Below are 24,287 nucleotides of genomic sequence, written 5' to 3' on the forward strand. Positions count from 1 at the left end.
TCTCCTAACTCAAACCAACCGGAAAATCCGGCGGGCGTTTTCATTAGTTTTCTGCCCCAGCCATTTAGGGTCTTCTTGTCGCCAGACAGCAACCTGCTGGACGATATGAGGCAGAAAGCAAGGTTCATTGCGACGGGATGCAGGTTTAGGATATATATCCCTTGGCAATAAATAGGGTGCATCTGTTTCTAGCAGTAATTGCTGGGCAGGGATACGTGGCAGTAAAGCTCTCAGTTCAAGGCCACGACGCTCATCGCAAACCCAGCCGGTGATACCGATAGATAAGCCCAATGCCAGGCAGGAATCCAATTCATCCGCAGTACCGGTAAAGCAATGCACAACAGCCGAGGGAATTTTATCTAGCCAAGGCGAAAGCAAAGTAATGAAACGTTCATGAGCATCGCGGCAATGTAGAAATACCGGCAAATAAAGTTCGGCAGCCAGTGCCAATTGTGCGGTAAATGCGATTTCTTGTTGCGTCGGAGTGGAGAAATTACGGTTAAAATCCAGCCCACATTCACCAATAGCAACTACGGAGGTATTGGCTGCTAATATTCTGATTTGCTGCTCAACATTGGTTTGCCAACTGCTGGCGTTATGGGGATGAACACCTGCGGTTGACCAGCAATAACCAGGGTAGATCTGCGCAAACTCAAGTGCTGCCCGACTTTCCTCTGCATCAGTACCCGTAATAAGCATACCGGTAACCCCGGCATTTTTTGCACGGGCAACGACCTGAGAATAATCTTTAGTAAATTGAGAACTCGTTAGATTCACACCGATATCAAACATGAGTGTTCCAAAACAGAAGCCGCCTCAGAAGGCGGCTAAAATATCAAAGCATATACCAGCCATCTTTCAAGTTGCTGGTGTGTTGGCTGCTCCCGATAGATTTGTCACCTAAATCACATATTGGTGTATGTTCATGGGGACTATCTTGATTGCTGCCTTCCTGCATCTTGAAATCTATGGGGTTTAAGGCACTTTTGGATGGTTATCTACCTCTTCATCCTCTTCCTCAATATCTGTACGACGTTGTTTACCCGTATAAAAACGGGCAAAAAACACACCTACTTCAAATAACAGATACATCGGGATCGCCAGTAATGTCTGTGATACCACATCTGGCGGGGTGAGAAGCATTCCAACAATAAAAGCACCGACAAACACATAAGGGCGTTTTTTCTTCAATGCTTCAGGAGTTGTCACCCCTGTCCAGCACAATAGAATTATCGCAATCGGGACTTCAAAAGAAATACCAAAAGCCATAAAAAGTGCCATAACAAAATCAAGATACGTGGTGATATCGGGTGCAAACAGCACGTTTTCCGGTGCTGTTTTGGCGAAAAAACCAAATGCCAGTGGGAAAACGACAAAGTAAGCAAACGCCATACCCAGATAAAATAAGAGGCTGCTGGATATCAACAACGGGACCATTAGACGGCGTTCATGTTTGTACAACGCAGGGGCAATAAACGCCCAAACCTGGTAGAGGATCATCGGGGCTGAAACAAATACCGAGACCATCATGGTCAATTTAATCGGGGTAAAGAAAGGCGACGCAACATTTGTTGCGATCATACTGGCGCCCGCTGGCATCTGTTTAATTAACGGTGCAGATACCAGCTGATAAATATCATTGGCAAAAAATACCAATACTAGAAAAACCACTAAAATAGTGATTATGCAATTCAATAGCCGCTTACGCAGTTCTATTAAATGAGTGATTAGGGGTTGGGTATCATCAACAGCCATGTTTACCGATCGCCGCCAGGTTGGTTAATTCTAGGTTTGTCAGCACTGAGTGAGTCGGTGCTATGGGTGTCAATTGTGGCCGTTTGTACTTTGGGTTCGGGTGCGTTCGTAACAGGCACAAGTCCCCCGTCTACAGAAGAAATAGACTTAGTAGCCAATGCCTCAACCTGAACTACGGGTTTCTCCGCGCTGGCAGGTACCGTTTCAACAACTGGATTAACCGTTGCCAGCGTTTCCGATTGATTAACCTCTGGAACTTGCGGCGATGCCGACACTTGAGTTACTGACTCAGCAGGCGTAACACCATCATGAATAGCTTCCGGCTCAGTCACCAACGGATTATGGATAGTATGCGGAGCTTGCGAGCTAATGTCGGAATGATAAGAGCGTTTCAGCTCTTCCGCCGCCTCTTTGAGTTCATCCATCGAAGCTTTCAGCTCTGGAGTCAGGTTCTGCAAGCCAGCCTGTTCTGCTTTTTTCAGGCTGTCTTGCAACTCTTGTATCTTAAGCTCTTGCGCCAACTCGCTTTGTACCGTTGCCGCAAGCGAACGCAATGTACGGATCCAACCAGCTACCGTTCTAACAGCAACTGGTAGCCTTTCCGGCCCAAGAACGACCAGGCCGATCACGAGTACTAACAGCAGCTCACTAAACCCAATGTCGAACACAGCTTATCCCTGCTCTTTGTCGTGGCTCTTAGATTCTTCAGCTTTAACTACCGGCTGCTGCTTTTCAGTAAGTGTTTTTGCAAAATCAGCATCGTTGCTGGTTTTATCAGTATCAGTTCGCGGGGTTTGTGTGTCATCACCAATCGCTTTTTTAAAGCCTTTGATTGATGCACCGAGATCTGACCCTAGAGTCCGCAGTTTGTTAGTGCCAAACAGCAGAACAACGATCACGGCAATGATTAACAACTGCCAAATACTTATACCACCCATTACATTCACCTCTATATTACAGGGGTTATTCCACAGAGGGCCGCATTATACGTCATACAGTCTCTATGGATACCTATCTAACTTACCGTATTTTGAACTCGCGCCTAGCTTTTTGAACAAATAAATGACTTTTTGACTAAATAAATGATCTTTTGAATCACTTTTACATAACCAACAAACCATACAATAGCCCATCAACTCCGGCTCTAAAAAATAAAAAAACTAACTGGTTCGCCGCCAACCAATAAGCCAAGCCAATACACCAGCGACAATGAACCCCGTAGAGATCTCTACCGCATCAGCCAAGAATAAAATAGTGCCACTGATTAATAGTGTAGCGCCAACACCGAACAAATACCGTGATTGACCCTGAAGTTGCTGCTGGCCTTGCATCTGCATACTGAGCTTATCAACACTTTGCTGTAATAATTTGTGCTGTTGTAAGCTGTCGTAAACCAGTTCGGGCAGCTCCGGAAACTTTTCTGCCCAGAAAGGCGCTTTCTCTTTTAAGGCACGGATCACCGCTGGCAGGCCGACTTGATCCCGTAACCAGCTTTCAAGGAATGGTTTGGCTGTCGTCCAGAGATCAAGCTGAGGGTATAACTGACGCCCCAAGCCTTCGACATATAACAAGGTTTTCTGTAGTAATACCAGTTGTGGCTGTACTTCCATATTAAAGCGGCGTGCAGTGTTAAAAAGATTCAACAACACATGCCCGAATGATATCTCAGCCAGAGGTTTTTCAAAAATAGGCTCACAAACGGTACGGATAGCAAATTCAAAATCTTCAACATTGGTATCACGAGGAACCCAACCGGAATCGACATGTAACTCAGCAACACGCCGGTAATCTCGGTTAAAGAAAGCTATAAAATTTTCAGCAAGATAGCGCTTGTCAGCTTTGTTTAATGAGCCAACAATACCGCAGTCAATGCCGATGTAAAGTGGGTCATTGGGATGCTCATAACTAACAAAGATATTCCCAGGATGCATATCTGCGTGGAAGAAACTGTCGCGAAAAACCTGAGTGAAGAAAACTTGAACTCCGCGCTCGGCCAGCAGCTTCATATTGGTGCCTTGATCTTCTAACGCTGCAATATCAGATACCGGTATGCCGTAAATTCGCTCCATAACCAAAACACTTTCCCGGCAATAATCCGAATACACCTCGGGAATATAGAGCATTGGGCTATCTTCAAAATTACGCCGTAATTGAATAGCATTAGCCGCTTCACGCAGCAGGTTCAGCTCATCAAGCAGTGTTTTTTCGTATTCACGCACCACTTCACGTGGGCGCAATCTACGGCCATCAGGTAAAAGCTTGGGTACCCAGCGCGCCAGACGATACATCAAGCGTACGTCTGCTTTGATAATTGGCAAGATATCAGGCCGAATAACTTTGAGTACCACTTCCTTGCCGTTTTCTTTTAAACGCGCCGTATGTACCTGAGCAATTGAAGCGGAGGCCAGAGCTTGTTGATCAAAATCGTCAAACCACGTTTCTAATGGGCCGCCCATCGCTATTTCAATGTACTTTCGTGCAAGTGCGCCATCAAATGGGGCCACCCGGTCCTGCAACATGGCAAGTTGATCGGCAATTGTCGGTGGGAAGAGATCACGACGAGTAGACATCATCTGACCAAATTTGATCCAGACGGGTCCTAACGTCTGCAAGGCAAGGCGCAAACGCTCACCCAATGGCTTATTTTTATGACGGTTTGGCAACCAGAAAAATAGATGACGGCCAATACGTAGCGGTAGCGTCAAACGGATATTCGGGATTAATTCATCCAGCCCGTAGCTTAGGAAAACCCGAATAATCAGATACAGCCGCCGAAGTTCTCCTGGCGTCATTGTTTTGTCTCCATGGTTGCCAATCTGATACTCAAAGCCTCAGTTGCACGGTCAGTGGCATCAACTTCTTCGTTAAACCACACCACTTCCAACGGTGCCGGGGCCATTTTCCACTCTTCAGTTATTGCTTCAGCCAGATAGTGTTGCTGTTGTTGCAATTGTTTACTGAGAAAACGGCTACTTTTATGCACGGCTTGCCCAATAGTTTCCGCTGCGATATCACCAATGTAAGGTGCAAGCCATTCAGTAGGGTCCCATTCAGCAAGATCCAAAAGTGCAACAAGTTGCTGAATGACTTGAATATCGCCTTCAACGATCAACTCACCACTGCGCATCAAAGATGAAAGTTGCTGGCGATCACGCAGTTTTGCCAGCACAGCAACTTCCGTTTTCACTATGCAATTCGCATCACCATCCCATTGACTTAACACATCGATCTGCCGTTCGCTGAATACTAGCAGCAAAGGAAAACTCATCTCGCGCAGCTCGATACGCAGGACTTTCCCCACCAGACGTAGACGCGCAGCTTTCATGCTGTTATCGCGAAATAGCACACTATTTAATGATGTTTCTATAGCGGCAGTAATTAGCGATGACAACAATGTTGGCTTCTGTGAAAAGGATTTCAATATCAGTGTGTTTAGCGGCATAGCCATATTCCTGTTAAAACTTGAAACCCCGATGTAACGCAACAATGCCACCGGTTAAATTGGAATAGGTTACGTTTTCAAAACCAGCATCTATCATCATGCTTTTAAGTGTTTCTTGATCGGGGTGCATCCGAATAGACTCCGCTAAATACCGGTAACTGTCAGAGTCCTGAGCCACAAGTTCACCGATTTTAGGCAAAATATGGAAGGAGTAAGCATCATAGGCTTTACTCAAAGGCGTAAAAAGTGGTTTGGAAAACTCGAGAACCAATAAGCGGCCTCCGGGCTTTAATACCCGAAACATAGAACGTAGGGCTTTTTCTTTTTCGGTTACATTCCGCAAACCAAATGAAATGGTAATACAATCAAAGTAATTATCAGGGAAAGGTAGAGCCTCGGCATTGGCCTGCACATAACTGACATTACCTATAATGCCTTTATCACGTAGCTTTTCACGGCCCATACGCAACATAGATTCATTGATATCAGCCAGAACCACTTCGCCCTGCTCACCTACAAGGCGAGAAAACTTAGCCGTTAAATCTCCGGTACCGCCCGCGAGATCCAATACCCGTTGACCGCGACGAACACCACTACAGTCGATGGTGAAACGCTTCCAAATACGGTGAACACCGAACGACATCAGGTCATTCATTAGATCGTATTTGGCGGCTACAGAATGAAAAACTTCTGCCACCATGCCTTCTTTCTGTTCTTTGGCTACGGTGCGAAAACCAAAATGAGTGGTTTCCTTCTCCTGATCTACCATTTTCTATGCCTGCTTTTCAGTCAATTTTTCGAGGAAGTGTACCAGAACTCCGATGAAAGCCCCACCTCACCTAGTACTAAGGTCACTGCGTAATAACAGTATTCTCAACATCATACAGAAGAGGAACGTGCAACTAACCCGGATACTTCAGCGATGCAGGATCACCGGATTCTACATCATCGGGTAGCGCTAAATCGCCCTCTGGTTGATGCTCCGCACTGGCCTTTTCTGCCAGTAATGGGCTAATAGGCCGTTTTACCTCAACCCCCAAAGTACGAAAACCTTCTACTTGCCCAATCAGGTTACCACGGCCTTGCGACAGTTTGTTCATTGCCTGACGATAACTTAATTGCGCTTTATCGAGGCTTTGCCCTAATGATTCCATATCATCAACAAATAAGCGCAACTTGTCATAGAGCTTAGCGGCTCTGTCAGCGATACGTTGCGCATTTTGGCTTTGGTGCTCATAGCGCCATAAATTGGTGATAGTCCGTAAAGCCACCAGCAGTGTTGTTGGGCTAACCAACATAATATTGTGCTGTAGTGCTTCACTTATCAATTCTGGCTGGCGGTCAATTGCCACCAAAAATGCCGGTTCTACCGGAATAAACATTAATACATAGTCGAGAGAACGCAGACCAGGAAGTTGCTGATAATCCTTGCGACCTAACATTCTTATATGGCCACGCAAAGAGGAGAGATGCTCATTCAGTGCCATTTCCCGCTCTGCATCATCTTCGCTATTAAAATAGCGTTCATAAGCTACCAGTGACATCTTAGCGTCAATAACGACATCTTTGCCCTGTGGTAATCGCACAATAACATCCGGCTGCATACGGCTATTACTATCAATTTTTACGCTAACCTGGGTTTGATACTCATGACCTTCACGCAGACCGGAGGCTTCCAACACTTTAGCCAGCACGACTTCGCCCCAATTACCCTGTGTTTTATTATCGCCTTTCAAGGCTTTGGTCAGGTTCAGTGCTTCTCGTGCCATTTGAGCATTCAACTGTTGCAGGCTACGGATTTCATGCGTCAAGGTGTGCCGTTCACGGGCTTCTTGCCCGAAACTGTCCTGAACCTGACGGCGGAAACCATCTAGCTGTTCCCGCAGAGGCAACAATAAGCGATCCAGACTTTGCTTATTCTGTTCGTCCGCACGGCGACCGGTTTGTTCAAAGATGCGATTAGCCAGATTCTCGAACTGAGTAGTCAGACGCTGCTCACTATTCAATAGCAAACGCTGCTTTTCTTCGGCAGCCAGTCGTGTCTCTTCCAAACGGATAGTCACCTCACGCAGTTCCGCCTCTTGGGCGCTATTGACTTCCCGCTGCGCACGTAATTCCTGATTAAGCTGGTCACATTCGTTACGCCAATGCGCTAACTGCTGCAGTTTTTCAGCATTTGCCGCTAGCTGACTGTGCAAATTGCGCTGTTCTAATTCATTTTGCCGTAATTGTTGTTCATTACGCTGCTGAAGCGCTCGTAATTCCGCAGCATTCTGTTGAGCCTGCTGCAATGCCTGCTCCAGTAGCCGCCGCTCGATATCTTGTTGTGCTTTGGCTCGCTGCAGATACAAGCTGGCAATTAACCAACCGATCAGCCCACCCACCAAGCAACCGCCGAGCCCATAAAATAAACTGATATCCACGGTTATCCCTCCATTAACCTATTGCCAGTCAAGGTAAGGGGATACTGTATGGATGTCCAGAGTGTTTTTCCGTTACATGCCATCTTGCGAAGCTGTGCGCATAAATAACAAGCAACTCAAAAAGCACTCGCATTGCTATAGGCGATTAGGCTAAAACTGTCACCCGTTAGCCATCGAGGTACCATGCATGTGCTTAATCTATCCACTGAGAAAACCATTGGATACCGAACGCCCCAGGAGCCAGAATGCCGAATGCCCAAATTAAAGCAGAAGTGATATTAGCCAACTGGAAATAATACTTTGGCATGGCACAGATACCGGCGACCAAAGGAACGACTGCACGTAACGGGCCAAAGAAGCGGCCAATAAAAGCGCCGAAGAACCCCCAGCGTTCAAAGAAAGCATGGCCACGAACGAGTAGCTGAGGATTGCGGGACAGTGGCCACAGGGTGCCGACACGGTCTTTGTAATGGACACCAACCCAATAGGATAGCCAGTCACCAAAGAAAGCACCCGCTACGGCTGCGGCCCAAATCGGCCAGAAAGAAATACCACTTTCACCGATTAATGCCCCTAATCCGAGCAAGATAACCGTGGCTGGCAATAATAGGGAAATAAAGGCTAGCGACTCGCCAAACGCGAGAATAAAGACAATAGGCATGGCCCATGTTTCATGTTCGCGAACAAAATCAATAATGGTAGTAATGACATCATTCAGAGTCACGCGCATTGCCCTGTTTTTGATAAAAGTGGCTATTAGCATACTCAATGTGCTGCCATCTTGGCTCAACAAAAAATAAACGGCTGGAAGATTCCGGCCGTTTATACAGGTTAATAACGTGGCTCAAAGATATCAGGCGTTGGCGGTAACTACTTTATTGCCAACCATCTCGGCAGATCTGCGGAGCCATAGCTCACGCCATTTTTTCAGTGCTGATATCAGGATAATGACACCCAGAGTCATCATGATAATAGAGATGATGCCATTGAACAGGTTGTAACCCTTCGCTGCTGAGTTGAAGTACACATGCGTGATCATCCAATAACCCGCATAGTTGACAGTAACAAACAGATAGGCCAGCGGGATCACACAGGTCAGCATGTAAACACGTTTGGTTGCCAAGCGGAGAATAATAGTGGCACCAATGATTAAACCAACAGAAGCCATTAACTGGTTTGATACGCCGAATAACGCCCAGACCGAGTTAATATCACCCGAGTTAAGGAGATAACCCCACAACGCGCAGGCGATAACACTGCATGCCAATGTGCCCGGTAACCAATCAGTACGCTTCAGTGGTGCCCAGATATCACCCAGGAAATCTTGCAACAGGTAACGAGCAACACGAGTACCGGAATCCACTGCTGTCAGGATAAACACGGCTTCAAACATAACAACAAATTGGAAGAAGTAGGCTGCCATGCTACTGAACCATGGCACACGGATGAAGATATCTGTCATACCGACGGCCAAGGTCACAGCACCACCGGTACGCCCATACAGATCCAGGCCAATTTCCTGGCTCAATTTTGGCAGGTTAACCACTTCCATACCGAGCATGCTCCAAGCCTCAGCGGAAGAGTTAATCGCGAAGTAATCGGCAGGATGCAACGAGGTTGCAGCGATCAGGGCCATAACCCCAACCATACATTCGGCCAGCATGGCACCAAAACCAACGGGTAAGATATCACTCCATTTGTCGATCTGTTTTGGTGTCGTCCCTGAGCCAATAAAGGCATGGAAACCAGAAATAGCACCACAAGCAATGGTAATAGAGATAAACGGCCAGACTGGGCCTGCCAGAACCGGGCCACCACCATGAATAAATTCTGTTAATGCCGGGAATTGAATTTCAGGGTTAATAAATACAACACCAACAATCAGTGCACCGAATACCCCGATTTTCATAAAACTAGAAAGGTAACCGCGAGGCGTTAATAACATCCAAACAGGTAGTGCGGTCGCAAAGAAAGCATACATCGGCAGAATAATGCTGACGGTATTGGCTTTCAGCATTAACCAATCACCGAGCCAAGTTCCTTCAATATGAGGGCCGACAAATACGCACACCATGATTGCGGCGATACCAACATAAGAAGCCCCTTTCATGCTGCCGGTCATGCGCTCCCATAAGCCCACGCAAATAGCGATAGGGATTGTCATAAATACCGCGAAAGTACCCCAAGGGTTACGTTCCAGCGCATGCACCACAACCATAGATAACCCAGCCATGGTAATAGTGATAATAAACAGCATTGCTAGACCGGTACACCAACCTGCAACTGGGCCAAGTTCTGCTTTAGCAACTTCAGACAGGGATTTTCCCTGATGTTTCATCGAAGCAAACAGAACCACCGTATCGTGAACGGCACCGCCGATAACACAACCGATTAGTAACCACAGGAAGCCAGGTAAATAACCATATTGGGCTGCCAGCACCGGGCCAACCAAGGGGCCAGCCGCAGCGATTGCGGCAAAGTGGCTACCAAAGTTCACCCATTTTTTAGTCGGAACGTAATCTTTGCCATCTTCAAAGGTGTGGGAAGGTGTTACTTCACTGTCATCGACGCGCAGTACCTTACGAACAAAAAAGATACCGTATAAACGGTAGCAGATTGTAAGGATACACGCTGAAGCGATAACAAAGGTAATCGCATGTTGCATGAGCATTCTCTCCAGGGAATTTGTCAGGCGTTAACATACTCCTGGCCCCAAAGAGAAATATCAGTGATCTGGTTAAGCGGTAGTTTGTATCATTAAGCGGTTAAAAAGAGCCACCCAGTGGCGGCTCAATACAATAGAGATCAGAGAAGCCGCCTGTAGATAAGCAATTACTCTAAAAAATAGGACTGTAACTTTTCACGCTCGATACTGCCAAGACCGAACTCTTGCTGCAACCAATGTTCGTGGCTGCCATAACGTTCCTGAATGCTACGCAGTGCCGTTTGAATAAACTCTTCTTTGGCTGACAGTACAAAAGCAAATTGATCTAACGCTTGGTGATCTAGTTTTAGTGCCAGTTCAGCCAGCATATGCTCACGGAAGGGAGCAAGGGTGGTTTCAGTCAGCAGGTAATCTTCCAATACGGTCGGCTCATCAGCACCTAAAGCAAACAGTACCAACGCAGAACCAACACCGGTACGATCTTTGCCAACGGCACAATGCTGTAATAAACCCGCAGCACCATGCTCCGGTGAGGCGCAATTTTGCAACAAACCAACCAGTTGCTTGTAAGCCTGATTATTAAAAGGTAGACGGCGATAAAGCGCTAACATAAAGGCGCGGGCATCAAATGTCGCTAATGTTTCGTTAGTCAGCTTTTCCAAATTGGCGTTGACTTCATTACTAAGCGGATTGGCCGGAATATTATGATAATTGGCCCCTGGCCACACAATATCTGGTTTGGCCTGGACTTCATCAGCATCACGATAATCAATAATTTGAGCAACAGAGCTACGGCTGAGAAAATCACAATCTTTAGCACTTAAACGATCGAGGGAACCTGAACGGAATAATAATCCGCGTTTGATACGCCGCCCATCAGCAACGAGGTTACCACCAAGATCTCGAAAGTTGATACCACCGTCCAGTGGCAGCAGGGAAGGATGAGAGAGAGCAGATGTCGTCATGTTTTCCTCTTATTATTGTTCCTTATAAGAGGAATGACCTTACCAGATAAACCACTGAAATAAAAAACGGGCCAGAAAACTGACCCGATAACAGATGCTTTGTTGACTCACTAATTGCCGGAATTAGATCAAGTGACGCGCCGCTTCTACCACGATTTTTACCGCATGGCTTTCAGTCGCTTTCATGGTTTCTTCGTTCGGGATCTCTTGCTGGGTGCGGTTAACAATCACCCCTGCAACCATACCGGCACGCAAGCCCTGACTGGCACACATGGTCAGCAAGGTTGCAGATTCCATTTCATAATTCATCACGCCCATCGCTTGCCATTCTTCCATGGAGCCTTTAAAACGGCTGACAACACGGCCAGAGAAGGTGTCGTAACGCTCCTGCCCCGGATAGAAGGTATCGGAAGACGCGGTTATACCAATATGAGTGGTCGCACCCACTGATTTTGCGGCATTAACTAATGCTGTTGTACAGGCAAAATCAGCTACCGCAGGGAATTCCATTGGTGCAAAATGCAGGCTCGCGCCGTCTAAACGCACTGCTGCGGTGGTGACCAACACATCACCTACATTAATATTTGGCTGAATAGCACCCGTGGTACCAATACGCAGGAAAGTCCGGACACCAAGCTGCGCTAATTCTTCAACTGCAATAGAGGTCGATGGGCCACCGATACCGGTTGAGCACACGATCACTGCTTTGCCATCTAATTCTGCGCGCCATGAGGTAAATTCACGATGAGAAGCCAGATGTACGGGGTTATCCATCAATTTAGCGATTTTCTCAACACGCTGTGGATCACCCGGAACAATAGCCAGAGTCGCCCCTTGCAGAGCATTTTTAGTCAGGCCCAAGTGAAAAACGTCGGATTTAGCCATGTGTGAGACTCCTCTTTCATGAGAGATGTTGTAGGGAGATGCAAATAAATACTTTACTCAAAATTGTCACCTTATTTCGTGATGACAGTCACTTTGATAAAAGAAATGAGTTATACGAATACATTTTAAATGTGAATCAAGTCACAACTTAAAGCAATTAAGGCTATTTTTTAAACAAATGCGGTGCTGAGTAGCAATGACTCTCTCCGTAAACAGAGATGATAGACCAATATCTGTCCATCGTTTGCCGCTATCAACTATCAGTCTGACTTATCAAATTCACAATGTGTATCAGCAAAACAATAATTACAGAAAAACCTGATCTCATTAATCTCAAAGATTACCTATAGTTAAACTCGGCAACAGCAAAAATCAGAGGGTAATTGGCCATTCAACCCGGTAATTCTTTCTTCATATCGCAAGGAGACCACAGTGAAAACTGATCAACTTATAACTCTCAAGCAGGCGGCAGGCGGTTTCACTCCTGCGGTTGATCCACTGGCCTCGACGACCCACCATACCGATCAACAAGGTATTCAGTGCGGAGAAACCACGATCCCTTCTCAGGGGGATGAATTACCCGCTTATATTGCCAAACCAGCCCAACACGCGGGGCCGTATCCGGTGGTCATTGTCGTGCAAGAAATCTTTGGTGTGCATGAACACATTCAGGATATCTGCCGCAGACTGGCGAAACAGGGGTATCTGGCAATCGCACCGGAGTTGTATTTCCGTCAGGGTGATGCCAAAGAATATGATGATATCAATGCGTTAGTGAAAAATCTGGTGAACAAAGTACCTGACCGTCAGGTTATGGTCGATCTTGATCATGCCGCGCATTGGGCATTCCGTCATGGTGGGGACGCCAGTAAACTGGCAATTACTGGTTTTTGCTGGGGTGGGCGGATTGCATGGCTGTATGCCGCCCATAATCCACAGTTAAAAGCAGCGGTGGCTTGGTACGGCAAACTGGTAGGTGAAAAAACATTACTGTTACCGAAATATCCGGTTGATGTTGCGGTCGATCTCTGCGCTCCAGTACTAGGGCTGTATGGCGGTAAAGACGGTAGTATCACGCAAGAACATATCGATACCATGCGCCAGGCGTTACGCGCAGCAAATGCCGATGCAGAAATCATTGTTTATCCGGATGCAGGGCATGCATTTAATGCTGACTACCGCCCAAGTTATCATGCGGAGTCTGCGTTGGATGGCTGGCAGCGGATGCTTAACTGGTTTGCTCAGCATGGGATCGCCGCCAATCCGGTAACGGAAGAAGATACATAACAGACATAAAAAAGGGCGCAAAATGCGCCCAACGTCTCACAATATAAGGTAAAGAATACAGCGACAGAGTAAACCGCTATTCAATCTGTTCTTCACGCAGACGTTGCGCTGCCAGGACCATGTTTGCCAGTGCCTGACGGGTTTCCGGCCAGCCACGGGTTTTCAAACCACAGTCAGGGTTAACCCACAAACGTTCTGCCGGGATGCGCTGCGCGGCTTTACGTAACAAAGCTTCAATCCATTCTACACTTGGCACATTCGGTGAGTGAATATCATAAACGCCGGGGCCAATTTCATTCGGATAAGCGAAATCTTCAAATGATTCCAACAGCTCCATATCTGAGCGAGAAGTTTCGATGGTAATCACATCAGCATCCAGCGCAGCAATGGAATCCATGATGTCATTGAACTCGCAATAACACATATGGGTGTGGATTTGTGTATCGTTTTGCGCAATCGCCGCATTCAGTTTAAAGGCATCGACTGCCCATTGCAGATAGGCTTGCCAATCAGCGCGACGCAGAGGTAAGCCTTCACGTAAGGCAGGCTCATCAATCTGGATGATGCCAATACCGGCTTTTTCCAGATCTTCTACTTCGTCACGCAGTGCCAGAGCAATTTGTTTGGCAATGGTTTCACGGCTGACATCCTCGCGCGGGAACGACCAGCAGAGGATAGTGACCGGGCCGGTCAACATGCCTTTTACTGGTTTGTCCGTCAGGGATTGGGCATATTTGGCCCATTCAACCGTAATCGCTGCTGGGCGGCTGATATCACCAATAATGACTGGCGGTTTGACGCAGCGTGAACCATAGCTTTGTACCCACCCATTTTGGGTAAAGACAAAACCATCCAGATGCTCGCCAAAATATTCAACCATATCATTACGTTCAGCTTCACCATGAACCAGCACGTCCAGACCTAGACGCTCCTGCTCTGCAATAGCTTGCTTGATATGCTCGCTGATACCGATACGGTAGTTTTTTCCGTCTAAACGACCTTGTTTGAAGTCCAGACGTAGGCCACGGATTTCAGTAGTTTGCGGGAATGAACCAATAGTCGTCGTCGGCCAGGCAGGTAAGTTAAAACGTTTACGCTGAGTGGTTGCCCGCGCTTCATAAGGCAATTGACGTTCAATATCTTGCGCAGTAATTGCCGCCAGACGTTGTGCAACTTGCGCATTATGTACACGGCTGGAAGCACGACGGGCACGGATCGGTGCACTGTATGCTGCCAGTTCAGCCAGTTTGGCTTCACTCGGTGCATTCAACGCTTGTGTTAACAAAGCCAGTTCAGCACATTTTTGCAGTGCAAAAGCAAACCAGCTCTTCACTTCTGCATCAAGGCGTGTTTCTTCACTTAAATCAATTGGACTATGTAATAAGGAACAAGAGCTGCCAAGCCACAACGGGCGGCTATTAACCTGCGGTTGCAAGCGTTCGAACCAGTGACTCAGATCAGCACGCCATACGTTACGGCCATTGATAACACCCAGTGATAACAGCCACTCTTTTGGTAGTTTTGCATTGAGATCAGCAATATCATCCTGACCCGCAACCACATCGACATGCAGACCTTGCACTGGCAGTGCACGGACAGTGTCGAGGTTATGGCCGATGCTGTCGAAATAGGTGGTCAGCAATAATTTGACCTGACCTTGCAGCGCCTGGTAGGCCGGTTGGAAAGCTGCCAGCCACTCTGGTGGTAACTCCAGTACCAATGCCGGCTCGTCAATTTGTACCCACTCGATACCGCGTTTCGCCAGCTTAGCCAACACTTGCTGGTAAACCGGTAGAATATCTTTCAGTAAGGAGAGGCGGTCGAACGGCTCACCCTTAACTTTACCCAGCCACAGATAAGTAACCGGGCCAAGCAGTACCGGCTTGATTTTATGGCCCAACGCCAGCGCTTCGTCTACTTCATCCAGTAATTGAGTCCAGCCCAGTTTGAACTGCTGGCCTTGTTGGAACTCTGGCACCATGTAGTGATAGTTGGTATTAAACCATTTGGTCATTTCTGCCGCCGCCGCCGGTTTACCGGTTGGAGCACGGCCACGGCCAATACGGAAGAGGGTATCCAAATCGATAGAACCATCAGCATTTTGATGGCGCTCAGGGATGTTACCTAGCAGTAAACTGGTGGTCAGTACATGGTCATACCATGCAAAGTCACCGACTGGCAGTAAGTCAATGCCAGCTTGCTGTTGCTGTTGCCAATGGCGGGCGCGCAATTCACGACCCACATTGAGCAATTCCTCTTGCGTGGAGTTGCCTGCCCAGTAACTTTCTTGTGCTTTTTTCAGTTCACGTTTCAGACCTACACGCGGAAAACCCAGTGTGTGATTTAAAATTGTCATCGTCATATTTCCCATTTAGCCATCCAGATGTTTACACATCCATAATCCGCAGGTACTGTATATTCCACAAGCGCATTTTGTTCACTGTCACTGTGAAGGACTCTCATGATCGAACTGAAACACTTACGCACCCTGCAAGCTTTGCGTAATACCGGCTCACTGGCTGCGGCGGCGACACAACTTCATCAGACCCAATCGGCCTTGTCCCATCAATTCAGCGATCTGGAGCAACGTCTGGGATTTCGTCTGTTTGTACGTAAAAGCCAGCCGCTGCGTTTCACCACCCAGGGTGAGATCTTGTTGCAACTGGCAGAGCAAGTGCTGCCACAGATCAAACAGGCACTCCAAACTTGTAACGAGCCGCACCAAACCGCGCTGCGCATCGCAATTGAGTGCCATAGCTGTATTCAGTGGCTGACACCGGCGTTGGATAGTTTCCACCAAAGTTGGCCGCAAGTGGCGATGGACTTCCGATCAGGCGTAACTTTCGATCCACAACCTGCGTTGCAGCAAGGGGAGCTGGATCTGGTTCTGACATCAGATATTCTGCCGCGCAGTGGTTTGCACTATTCGCCAATGTTTGATTTTGAGGTGCGTTTAGTCCTGGCACCGGACCACCCATTGGCGAATAAAGCCCGTATCGAACCAGAAGATTTAGCACCAGAAGTATTGATGATTTACCCGGTTCAGCGGCAGCGGTTAGATATCTGGCGGCATTTCCTGCAACCGGCGGGCATTACTCCGCAGTTGAAAAACGTGGATAATACTTTGCTGCTTATTCAAATGGTGTCAGCAAGAATGGGGATCGCTGCCCTGCCACACTGGGTGGTGGAGAGTTTTGAACGTCAGGGATTGGTGGTGACGAAAACACTGGGAAAGGGTTTATGGAGCCGGTTATACGCCGCAGTCCGTGATGGAGAACAGCGTCAACCGGTCACTGAGGCTTTTATTCGTTCGGCCCGGCAGCACGCCTGCGAGAGTCTGCCGTTTGTAAAGAATGCGGAGCGATCCAACGCCGGTGTACCCATAACGAAGCCATTATCACCGTCGCTCCAATGATAAAGCTGGGCCAATGGGGCTTTTCTTGCCAAAGAGCCAGATTCACCAGTAACCCAGCCGGCACATGCACGTTATTCATAATACCCAAGGTACCGGCATCAACTTGTGTCGCGCCATAGTTCCACATAAAGTAGCCCAATGCCGAGGCACCGATACCAAGCCAGACCAGCACGCCCCATTGCAATGATGTGGTAGGCAATTTTTGTGGGTTACCGAAGGCAAACCAGGCGATGACAGCGACGACCAAAGCGCCGACATAAAACCATGAAAATGCCACATGCTGCGGGATCGGATGGACTTCCATTAGCCGCTTATAACCCACTTGCCCAATGGCAAAGCAGATATTTGCCGCCTGTACCAGCAGCAATCCCCACCAAAAGTGTTCGCTCAGGTGGTCATAGCGAATAATGCCCGCCCCCAATACCGCCAGTAATGCGCTTAAGGCATAGCTCCAACGCAGGCGCTGGCGTCGCAGCACATCATAGATCAAAGTGACATACAGCGGGGTCATCACGGTGAACAGCAAAAATTCCGGTACGGTCAGGTAGAGATACGCACGGAAGCTGAACAAGTACATGATACCTAACTGGATTGCCCCCACAGCCATATACAGCAGGATCACCCGCCAGTTGATGTTTCGCCAGCGCAGGAACGGTAAAAAGACCAACGCGGCCAGCCCGACGCGCATCAGCACAGAGAACCAACTATCCACCTGCCCTGCCAAATATTCGCCAATCAGGCTAAAAGAAAATGCCCATAAGATGGTGGTAACAACCAGTAGCAACACGATAAATTGACTTATTGAGATGATAAAGTGCAATTGTAGCGGAAGTGGAACACAAGTTTTACACGAACCCGGTTTACATCTGCTTATATTTAACCCATTTGAGCGATTTTTATCTCTGGCACTGCCCCAAATGATTTATTGAGCCGCTCGGTAGTTACATTCCCGCCCCGATAATCGTCAGGATCAGCGGCGTGGTAACGGCGGCCAGCACCGTAGACATCACCAAGCTGGCAGCCGCAGGGCCGGTCAGCACATTAAACTGACGTGACATCAGATAAACATTCACACCAGTTGCCATCGATCCCAGTAATACCACCACTTGGGTTTCCAGCGCTGGCAAGCCCATCGCCCATGCCAGTACCCAAATCACCATTGGCTGCACAATCAATTTGAGAAAACAGATCGCGCTGCTAATTTGCCAGCCTTCGGTCACGCGGTATTCCGCCAACCCCATCCCTAATACGATCAGTGACAGCGGCGGAGCTACCTGACCCAGCATCGTTACCGGTTGGTCGATAAACTGCGGCAATTGCAAACCGGTCAGGCTGAATAATGTGCCGGAAATAATACCGATAATCAGTGGGTTGGTCAGTACGCTGCGGGCCGTTTTCACAAAGCCTGCCATTGTTGGTGAACCATTGCGCGCCCATTCCACCGAAATCGTCACCAATGTCCACAAAATCAGGCCGTTAAACACCAAGACCAATGCCACCGCCGGGATAGATTTTTCCCCCAGCATAATAGTGGCGATCGGCAGCCCTAACATGACGTTGTTGGAAAAAATCCCACCGAGGGCAAATACTGAACCGGACACACCATCCAGATGAAATACTCGGTTGGCAATAATCCGCCCAATAACAAACACCACCAGGCAACTGCCAAAAAAGGCAATCAACAAACGGGCGTCAACTGCTGGGCGCGTTGAGAAATCACACATCATGCGGAACAACATAGCAGGCAACGCGAGGGAGAAAACAAAGCGGGTCAGACCATCGGTAATGGTAGACGGCCATTGACCAAATCGCACCAAGCAGTAACCCAGCGCGAGTAGAACAAACAACGGTGAAGATAAGACAATCTGGTGCCAGAGCGAAATAACAAAAACGGGCATGGTTCACTTCCTGTCAAACCGGGCCAGGTCAGCCCGAAAAGGTAAGAATGGCTGACCTGTTTATTATGGCGGGCAGGAATAACTTATAGGATGAGGTCAGCAGCCGATAAAGTCCGTACCAATCAAATCTATACGGTCAGTACAGATACAGTCAACGCCCCAATTTAACAATTCCTGCGCACGAGCCGGTTGATTCACGGTATAGGCCAAAAGACGTAACCCAGCCGCTTTGAGTAACGCCACCCGCTCTGTTGTCAGTTGTTTATGATTAATATGCAAAGAAACACAATCCAACTGACGGGTGAGTGCCGGCCAGTTGTCGTCCCATTTATCCAGCAGCAAGCCTCGGGGTAACTCAGGTGCCGCAAGCTGTGCCGCTGCCAGTGCCTCAATCGAAAATGACGACAACAAGGGTGGGATCGCCTGATCTTGCCACAATAGGCGCGCCGCCAAAGCAATGGCCCGACCGGTAGGAATTTCAACACCGGTGGTCGGTTTAATTTCAATATTAGCCGCCATGCCGTGCTGAATACAGCGGGCAGCTACCTCCGAGAGCAGAGGCAAGCGCTCCCCCTGAAATGTGGGGCTGTACCAATCACCTGCATCCAACTGAATCAGCTTTTCCCAGGGTAAATCTCCGGCCACACCCCAGCCATTGCTGGTTCGCTCCAGTGTGTCGTCATGCAGGAGAAATATCTGGCCGTCTTGCGATAATTTGGCATCAAACTCAATCATCTTGTGGCCATGGCGAGCACCGACATCGATGGCGACCAAGGTATTTTCCGGCGCAAGTGAACCGCCACCGCGATGGGCAACAATCGAAGGATAAGGCCAGTCTTTAGTCATAATTCCATCCGTAGTCCGCTATCTGAATCAAAAAAGTGCAGCGCTGTTGGCGGTAAGTATAAATGCAGTGTACTGCCCGCAGCAGGCATTTCCTCGTGGGATAAACGCGCAATAACACTCTGCCCGCCCCATAGACCGTGCGCCAGATTATCCGCGCCTAACAATTCTAGGTTCAATAACACCATCGGCACCCCCTGTGCTGAGGTTGTTTGTTGAATATGCTCCGGGCGGATCCCCAGGGTCAAGCGGCGATCAGCCCATTGTGGCCGTGGAACGTCCAGCGGCAAAATCAGCCCATCAGATAAAATAAATGACCGCCCATCCGGGCTAACGGTTCCGGCTAACAGATTCATGGCGGGAGAGCCGATAAAACTGGCGACAAACAGTGATGCAGGCCGTTGATACACATCACTTGGCGTACCAATTTGCTCCGCCACACCTTTGTTCATCACGATCACCCGTTGTGCCAGTGTCATCGCCTCAACCTGATCATGCGTAACATACAAGCTGGTGGTTTTTAGCCGGCGGTGCAATTGTTGCAGTTCAAGGCGCATCTGTACCCGTAACTTAGCATCCAGATTGGAAAGTGGCTCATCGAACAGGAAAACCGCGGGTTCACGCACAATGGCGCGCCCCATCGCCACCCTTTGCCGCTGGCCACCGGAGAGCTCACGCGGCTTGCGTTTGAGCAGTGGTTGCAGTTCCAGAATACGCGCAGCTTCATCGACTCGTTGACGGATCTGCTCTTTGCCAAAACCACGGATTTTCAGGCCATAGGCCATGTTGTCAAACACACTCATGTGGGGATACAGCGCGTAGTTCTGAAAGACCATGGCGATGCCGCGGTCTTTAGGCTCCAGATCCGTTACCCGCTGGTTATCAATATAGATATCCCCGCTGGTAGTGCGCTCTAGCCCCGCAACCATACGCAGTAGTGTCGATTTACCACAACCAGAGGGGCCAACCATGACGATGAATTCGCCATCAGCGACATCTAAATCAATGTGTTTAATCACCGGCGTCACGCCGTCATAAGATTTGGTTACTGCCTGAAGCTTTAAACATGCCATATCAGATTACTTCTCACTGTCTACCAGGCCGCGTACAAACCAACGCTGCATCAGAAGGACCACCGCGACCGGTGGAATTAAAGTTAGGATCATCGCTGCCATCACCTGATTCCACTGGGTTGGCGCACCCGAGCTAGAAATCATGCTTCTAATCCCCGCTACTGCCGTGCCCATAGAGGCATCGCTGGTAATCAGGATTGGCCAGAGATATTGGTTCCAGCCATAGATAAAAGTGATAACAAACAGCGCGGCCAAATTAGTTTTTGACAGCGGCAATACGATGTCCCAGAAAAAGCGCATCGCGCCTGCGCCATCAATTCGCGCCGCTTCCAATAACTCATCCGGCAAGGTCATAAAAAACTGACGGAATAAGAACGTTGCGGTGGCCGACGCCATCAGTGGCAAGGTCAGACCGGTGTAGCTGTCTAACATATTCAGGTTCGCAATCACCTGAATAGTCGGGAAAATACGCACTTCTACCGGTAGCATCAGCGTGAGAAAAATTAGCCAGAAGAATAGATTGCGTAGCGGGAAGCGGAAATAGACGATGGCATAAGCAGACAGCATCGATACCGTGATTTTGCCGACGGTAATCGCAAAAGCCATCACAAAACTGTTAAACAGCATTAGCCCGAAGGGTGCGCTGTTATTACCCACGCCGGTGTGCCAAATGTGACTGATGTTCTGCCACAAATATGGCCCAGGGATCAGGGTCATTGGCACCTGAAACACTTGAGTGTCATCCAGCGAGGCGGCCACAAAAGCCACATACAGCGGGAACAAGATCAGCAGCACGCCGATAATCAGCATGACATGACAAAAAACATCCAGTCCGCGACGATTCTCAATCATTGGTAACGCACCTTACGCTCAATAAAGCGGAACTGGATAACCGTCAAACCAATCACCAGTAACATCAGCACCACCGACTGGGCGGCAGAGCTGGATAAATCCAGTCCGGCAAAACCTTCGCGGTAAATTTTATAAATGAGGGTCGTGGTTGCCTGCATCGGGCCACCGCCGGTCGCCGCATCAATAACCGGGAACGTGTCGAAGAAGGCATAGACCAGATTCACCACCAGCAGGAAGAAGCTAACCGGCGAGATCAGTGGCAATACCAGATTGAAGAAACGGCGTATCGGACCCGCCCCATCAATAGCCGCAGCCTCAACTAATGAGCGAGGAATGGATTGTAGTGCGGCCAAAAAGAACAAAAAGTTGTAACTGATTTGCTTCCACACCGAGGCCAGAACCACCAGAAACATCGCCTGCCCACTGTTTTGTGCGTGATTCCAGTTGTAACCGAGCGTGGCCAGAAAATGGGTTATCAAACCCAGCCCCGGACTAAACAAAAAGATCCACAACACCGCTGCCACCGCAGGGGCCACGGCATAAGGCAAAATCATTAATGTTTGATAGATACGGCTGCCACGCACGACATAATCCACCATCGCGGCCAAAAATAACGAAACAATCAGGCCAATGCCCGCCACCAGCGCACTGAAAATCAGCGTGGTGTAAAACGAGGCTAAATAATATTCATCCTGAAATAGCTGAATAAAATTGTTCAGGCCGACAAATTCGCTGGAGAGGCCAAATGGATCCAGCATTTGCACTGAGTACCACAGCGCTTCCCCCGCAGGCCATAGGAAGAAAACAGCCGTTATCGCCAGTTGAGGCAATACCAACAGGTAAGGTAACCAACTACAGGAGAAACCGGGACGGGAAGATGACATAGAATTAACCGTTTATCTAACGTGGTGTTACTTACGACACAATATAACTCGTTGATTTTCCAGTTTGGGTGCGGCCAGCGCACAGGCTCCGTAGCGTGCATATCGTACGTGAGAAGCCCGAGCACTACCCAATCCCAAACTGACAAGTAAAGTAGCCAAATAACGTTACTTGTTTGCTTGCTCGAAACGGCGCAACAGCACATCACCCCGCTTCACCGCGTTATCCAACGCTTCCTGAGCCGTTTTCTTACCGGTCCACACGCCTTCCAACTCTTCATCCACCACCGTACGAATTTGCGGCATATTGCCCAAACGTAAGCCTTTGGTGTAAGGCAATGGCGGCTTGTTCAGCATCTGGCGAGTGGCGACATCAGCACCTGGGTTCTTCTCATAGAAACCTTGCTGCCGGGTTAGCTCGTAGGCGGCAGTAGTGATTGGCAGATAGCCCGTCTTTTGGTGCCATTCGGCAGCAATTTCTGGCTGAGCCAAGTATTGCAGGAATTCAGCTACGCCTTGGTAAGTGTCTTTATCTTTGCCCTCCATCACCCACAGGCTGGCACCGCCGATAATGGCGTTTTGTGGCGCATTTTTCTCGTCAGCGTCGTAAGGCATCATGCCAACACCATAGTTAAATTTGGCGTAATGGCGGATATCAGCCAGCGAACCGGAAGAGGCGGTGGTAATGGCACAATCACCGTTATAGAACTTGGCAGTCGATTCATCTTTACGGCCAAAATAGGTGAAATCACCTTTTTTATTCATATCTGACAGCAACTGGATGTGCTTAACCTGTACTGGCTTATTAAATTCCAGTACCGCATCGGTACCATCAAAACCATTGTTACGGCTGGCAATGGGTTGACCATGCCATGCACTGAAGTTCTCAATTTGAATCCAGCCTTGCCAGCCGCTGGCGTAACCACAGGGTGATCCCACAGCCCGTAATTTGGCGGTATCTGCGGCAAGTTCTTGCCAGGTTTTAGGCGGTTGATCCGGGTTCAGACCCGCTTTTTTGAACGCATCTTTGTTGTAATACAGCACTGGTGTGGAGCTGTTAAATGGCTGAGACAATAAATGGCCGGTTTTGGCATCAGTGTAATAGCCTGCCACCGTAGGGACAAAAACAGACTCATCAAATTTGATATCGGCGTCTTTAAATACCTGATATACCGGCTTAATTGCCTTGCTGGCCATCATGGTGGCAGTACCCACTTCATACACTTGCAAAATCGCCGGGGCTTTACCGGAGCGGAAAGCGGCAATTCCCGCAGCCAGACTCTGCTCGTAGTTGCCTTTATAAACCGGCACGATTTTATAATCGGTATGAGACTGGTTAAAGCGGTCAGCTAATGAATTAACTTCGACACCTAGCTCCCCCTCCATTGAATGCCAAAAAGGAATCTCGGTCACCGCCATAGCATTGGCACTCAATGCCAAACTCAGTGCGCTAAAAATCGACGTTTTACGAATAGTATTGTTAAACATATCTGGCCCCTGAATAAATCGGTCTGGCTCACATCAATTAATCGCAACAAGTGAGCGAAATAAATCATTTTTTGTTCGCAAGCAAACATGACACTATTTCATGACAGAAATATACGATTGATATGACAGAAAAATGACAGGTCCGTGACGAAAGCAGGTTAGTAATATTCCTATTTACGCACGCAGACAACAATAATTAAATATACTCATCAGTTGTTCATTCAATAAATAAATATAAATTACTTTTCTTTAATTAATTCGCGTTAATCATTATTGAATTAATGTTGGTAAGCATGTTAGTGTTCTGCCCGGCTTGTGAGGAATGTTATATTTACGCATTATTTAACGCCCTCGTTATCATTGCTACATACAACATATAAGCCACAAGAATCATCAACACCTTTCCATTCTGGCA

22 protein-coding genes are annotated in these 24,287 nt (G+C 48.2%); 2 read left to right on the forward strand and 20 right to left on the reverse strand.

The genetic code is table 11. The annotated features are described in order from the left end of the window. Window positions 1-9 precede the first annotated feature (9 nt). From tatD to udp, 12 genes are all read right to left on the reverse strand, one after another. Complete coding sequence (gene tatD, locus AEP37_RS03535; RefSeq protein ID WP_049609974.1) at window positions 10-792, reverse strand: 3'-5' ssDNA/RNA exonuclease TatD; 783 nt, start codon at window positions 790-792, stop codon at window positions 10-12. 183 nt (window positions 793-975) lie between these two features. After that, a complete protein-coding gene (gene tatC / locus AEP37_RS03540; protein ID WP_049609977.1) occupies window positions 976-1,755 on the reverse strand; it encodes a Sec-independent protein translocase subunit TatC in 780 nt (259 codons plus the stop codon). A gap of 2 nt (window positions 1,756-1,757) precedes the next feature. Then, window positions 1,758-2,423 (reverse strand): Sec-independent protein translocase protein TatB, encoded by a 666-nt coding sequence (tatB, locus tag AEP37_RS03545; protein ID WP_049609980.1) that lies wholly within the window; start codon window positions 2,421-2,423, stop codon window positions 1,758-1,760. Between the two features lie 3 nt (window positions 2,424-2,426). Continuing rightward, on the reverse strand, window positions 2,427-2,693 hold the full coding sequence (tatA, locus tag AEP37_RS03550) for a Sec-independent protein translocase subunit TatA (RefSeq protein WP_049609983.1): 267 nt from the start codon (window positions 2,691-2,693) through the stop codon (window positions 2,427-2,429). Window positions 2,694-2,915: 222 nt separating this feature from the next. Then, entirely contained in the window at window positions 2,916-4,547 is a 1,632-nt protein-coding gene (ubiB, locus tag AEP37_RS03555) for a ubiquinone biosynthesis regulatory protein kinase UbiB (protein ID WP_049609986.1), read from the reverse strand. Further along, entirely contained in the window at window positions 4,544-5,197 is a 654-nt protein-coding gene (ubiJ, locus tag AEP37_RS03560) for a ubiquinone biosynthesis protein UbiJ (RefSeq protein ID WP_049609990.1), read from the reverse strand. Before ubiJ ends, ubiB begins: the two co-directional genes overlap by 4 nt. A gap of 13 nt (window positions 5,198-5,210) precedes the next feature. Next, window positions 5,211-5,966 carry a bifunctional demethylmenaquinone methyltransferase/2-methoxy-6-polyprenyl-1,4-benzoquinol methylase UbiE gene (gene ubiE / locus AEP37_RS03565; RefSeq protein ID WP_049609993.1) on the reverse strand — a complete coding sequence of 252 codons (756 nt, stop codon included), beginning with the start codon at window positions 5,964-5,966 and terminating at the stop codon, window positions 5,211-5,213. A 133-nt stretch (window positions 5,967-6,099) separates the two neighbouring features. After that, entirely contained in the window at window positions 6,100-7,620 is a 1,521-nt protein-coding gene (rmuC, locus tag AEP37_RS03570; protein ID WP_049609998.1) for a DNA recombination protein RmuC, read from the reverse strand. Between the two features lie 193 nt (window positions 7,621-7,813). Next, window positions 7,814-8,344, reverse strand: a complete 531-nt coding sequence (locus AEP37_RS03575) for a DedA family protein (protein ID WP_049610334.1) — start codon at window positions 8,342-8,344, stop codon at window positions 7,814-7,816. A gap of 129 nt (window positions 8,345-8,473) precedes the next feature. Then, a complete protein-coding gene (locus AEP37_RS03580) occupies window positions 8,474-10,285 on the reverse strand; it encodes a carbon starvation CstA family protein (protein WP_049610003.1) in 1,812 nt (603 codons plus the stop codon). A 167-nt stretch (window positions 10,286-10,452) separates the two neighbouring features. Further along, entirely contained in the window at window positions 10,453-11,250 is a 798-nt protein-coding gene (locus AEP37_RS03585; RefSeq protein WP_049610006.1) for a tyrosine-protein phosphatase, read from the reverse strand. 123 nt (window positions 11,251-11,373) lie between these two features. Further along, window positions 11,374-12,135: a uridine phosphorylase gene (gene udp, locus AEP37_RS03590; RefSeq protein ID WP_049610009.1), complete on the reverse strand. Its 762-nt coding sequence runs from the start codon at window positions 12,133-12,135 to the stop codon at window positions 11,374-11,376. A gap of 432 nt (window positions 12,136-12,567) precedes the next feature. On the opposite strand from udp, the gene AEP37_RS03595 reads away from it, so the two are divergent. Beyond that, complete coding sequence (locus AEP37_RS03595; protein ID WP_049610012.1) at window positions 12,568-13,422, forward strand: dienelactone hydrolase family protein; 855 nt, start codon at window positions 12,568-12,570, stop codon at window positions 13,420-13,422. Window positions 13,423-13,498: 76 nt separating this feature from the next. Here AEP37_RS03595 and metE read toward each other — a convergent pair whose 3' ends face one another. Then, on the reverse strand, window positions 13,499-15,778 hold the full coding sequence (gene metE, locus AEP37_RS03600) for a 5-methyltetrahydropteroyltriglutamate--homocysteine S-methyltransferase (RefSeq protein ID WP_082170681.1): 2,280 nt from the start codon (window positions 15,776-15,778) through the stop codon (window positions 13,499-13,501). 105 nt (window positions 15,779-15,883) lie between these two features. Between metE and metR the strand changes: the two genes are divergently transcribed. Continuing rightward, window positions 15,884-16,837 carry an HTH-type transcriptional regulator MetR gene (gene metR, locus AEP37_RS24185; protein WP_053101936.1) on the forward strand — a complete coding sequence of 318 codons (954 nt, stop codon included), beginning with the start codon at window positions 15,884-15,886 and terminating at the stop codon, window positions 16,835-16,837. Here metR and AEP37_RS03615 read toward each other — a convergent pair. From AEP37_RS03615 to ugpB, 7 genes are all read right to left on the reverse strand, one after another. Continuing rightward, a complete protein-coding gene (locus AEP37_RS03615) occupies window positions 16,725-17,624 on the reverse strand; it encodes a carboxylate/amino acid/amine transporter (RefSeq protein ID WP_049610023.1) in 900 nt (299 codons plus the stop codon). The two genes, metR and AEP37_RS03615, sit on opposite strands and share 113 nt — an antisense overlap. Before the next feature lie 154 nt (window positions 17,625-17,778). Next, window positions 17,779-18,735 carry an AEC family transporter gene (locus tag AEP37_RS03620; protein ID WP_049610026.1) on the reverse strand — a complete coding sequence of 319 codons (957 nt, stop codon included), beginning with the start codon at window positions 18,733-18,735 and terminating at the stop codon, window positions 17,779-17,781. A 96-nt stretch (window positions 18,736-18,831) separates the two neighbouring features. Then, the gene (ugpQ, locus tag AEP37_RS03625; RefSeq protein WP_049610030.1) at window positions 18,832-19,581 is read right to left on the reverse strand and encodes a glycerophosphodiester phosphodiesterase; all 750 of its coding nucleotides are present in this window, start codon (window positions 19,579-19,581) and stop codon (window positions 18,832-18,834) included. Beyond that, window positions 19,578-20,651: a sn-glycerol-3-phosphate import ATP-binding protein UgpC gene (locus tag AEP37_RS03630; protein WP_049610033.1), complete on the reverse strand. Its 1,074-nt coding sequence runs from the start codon at window positions 20,649-20,651 to the stop codon at window positions 19,578-19,580. The genes ugpQ and AEP37_RS03630 overlap by 4 nt, the downstream gene beginning before the upstream one ends. Before the next feature lie 6 nt (window positions 20,652-20,657). After that, window positions 20,658-21,503 (reverse strand): sn-glycerol-3-phosphate ABC transporter permease UgpE, encoded by an 846-nt coding sequence (ugpE, locus tag AEP37_RS03635; RefSeq protein ID WP_049610038.1) that lies wholly within the window; start codon window positions 21,501-21,503, stop codon window positions 20,658-20,660. Continuing rightward, complete coding sequence (ugpA, locus tag AEP37_RS03640) at window positions 21,500-22,387, reverse strand: sn-glycerol-3-phosphate ABC transporter permease UgpA (protein WP_049610040.1); 888 nt, start codon at window positions 22,385-22,387, stop codon at window positions 21,500-21,502. Before ugpA ends, ugpE begins: the two co-directional genes overlap by 4 nt. Before the next feature lie 165 nt (window positions 22,388-22,552). Continuing rightward, window positions 22,553-23,872: a sn-glycerol-3-phosphate ABC transporter substrate-binding protein UgpB gene (gene ugpB / locus AEP37_RS03645; RefSeq protein ID WP_049610043.1), complete on the reverse strand. Its 1,320-nt coding sequence runs from the start codon at window positions 23,870-23,872 to the stop codon at window positions 22,553-22,555. Window positions 23,873-24,287: the final 415 nt, after the last annotated feature.

The organism is Yersinia pekkanenii (genome assembly GCF_001152565.1).
Taxonomy (GTDB): Bacteria; Pseudomonadota; Gammaproteobacteria; order Enterobacterales; family Enterobacteriaceae; genus Yersinia; species Yersinia pekkanenii.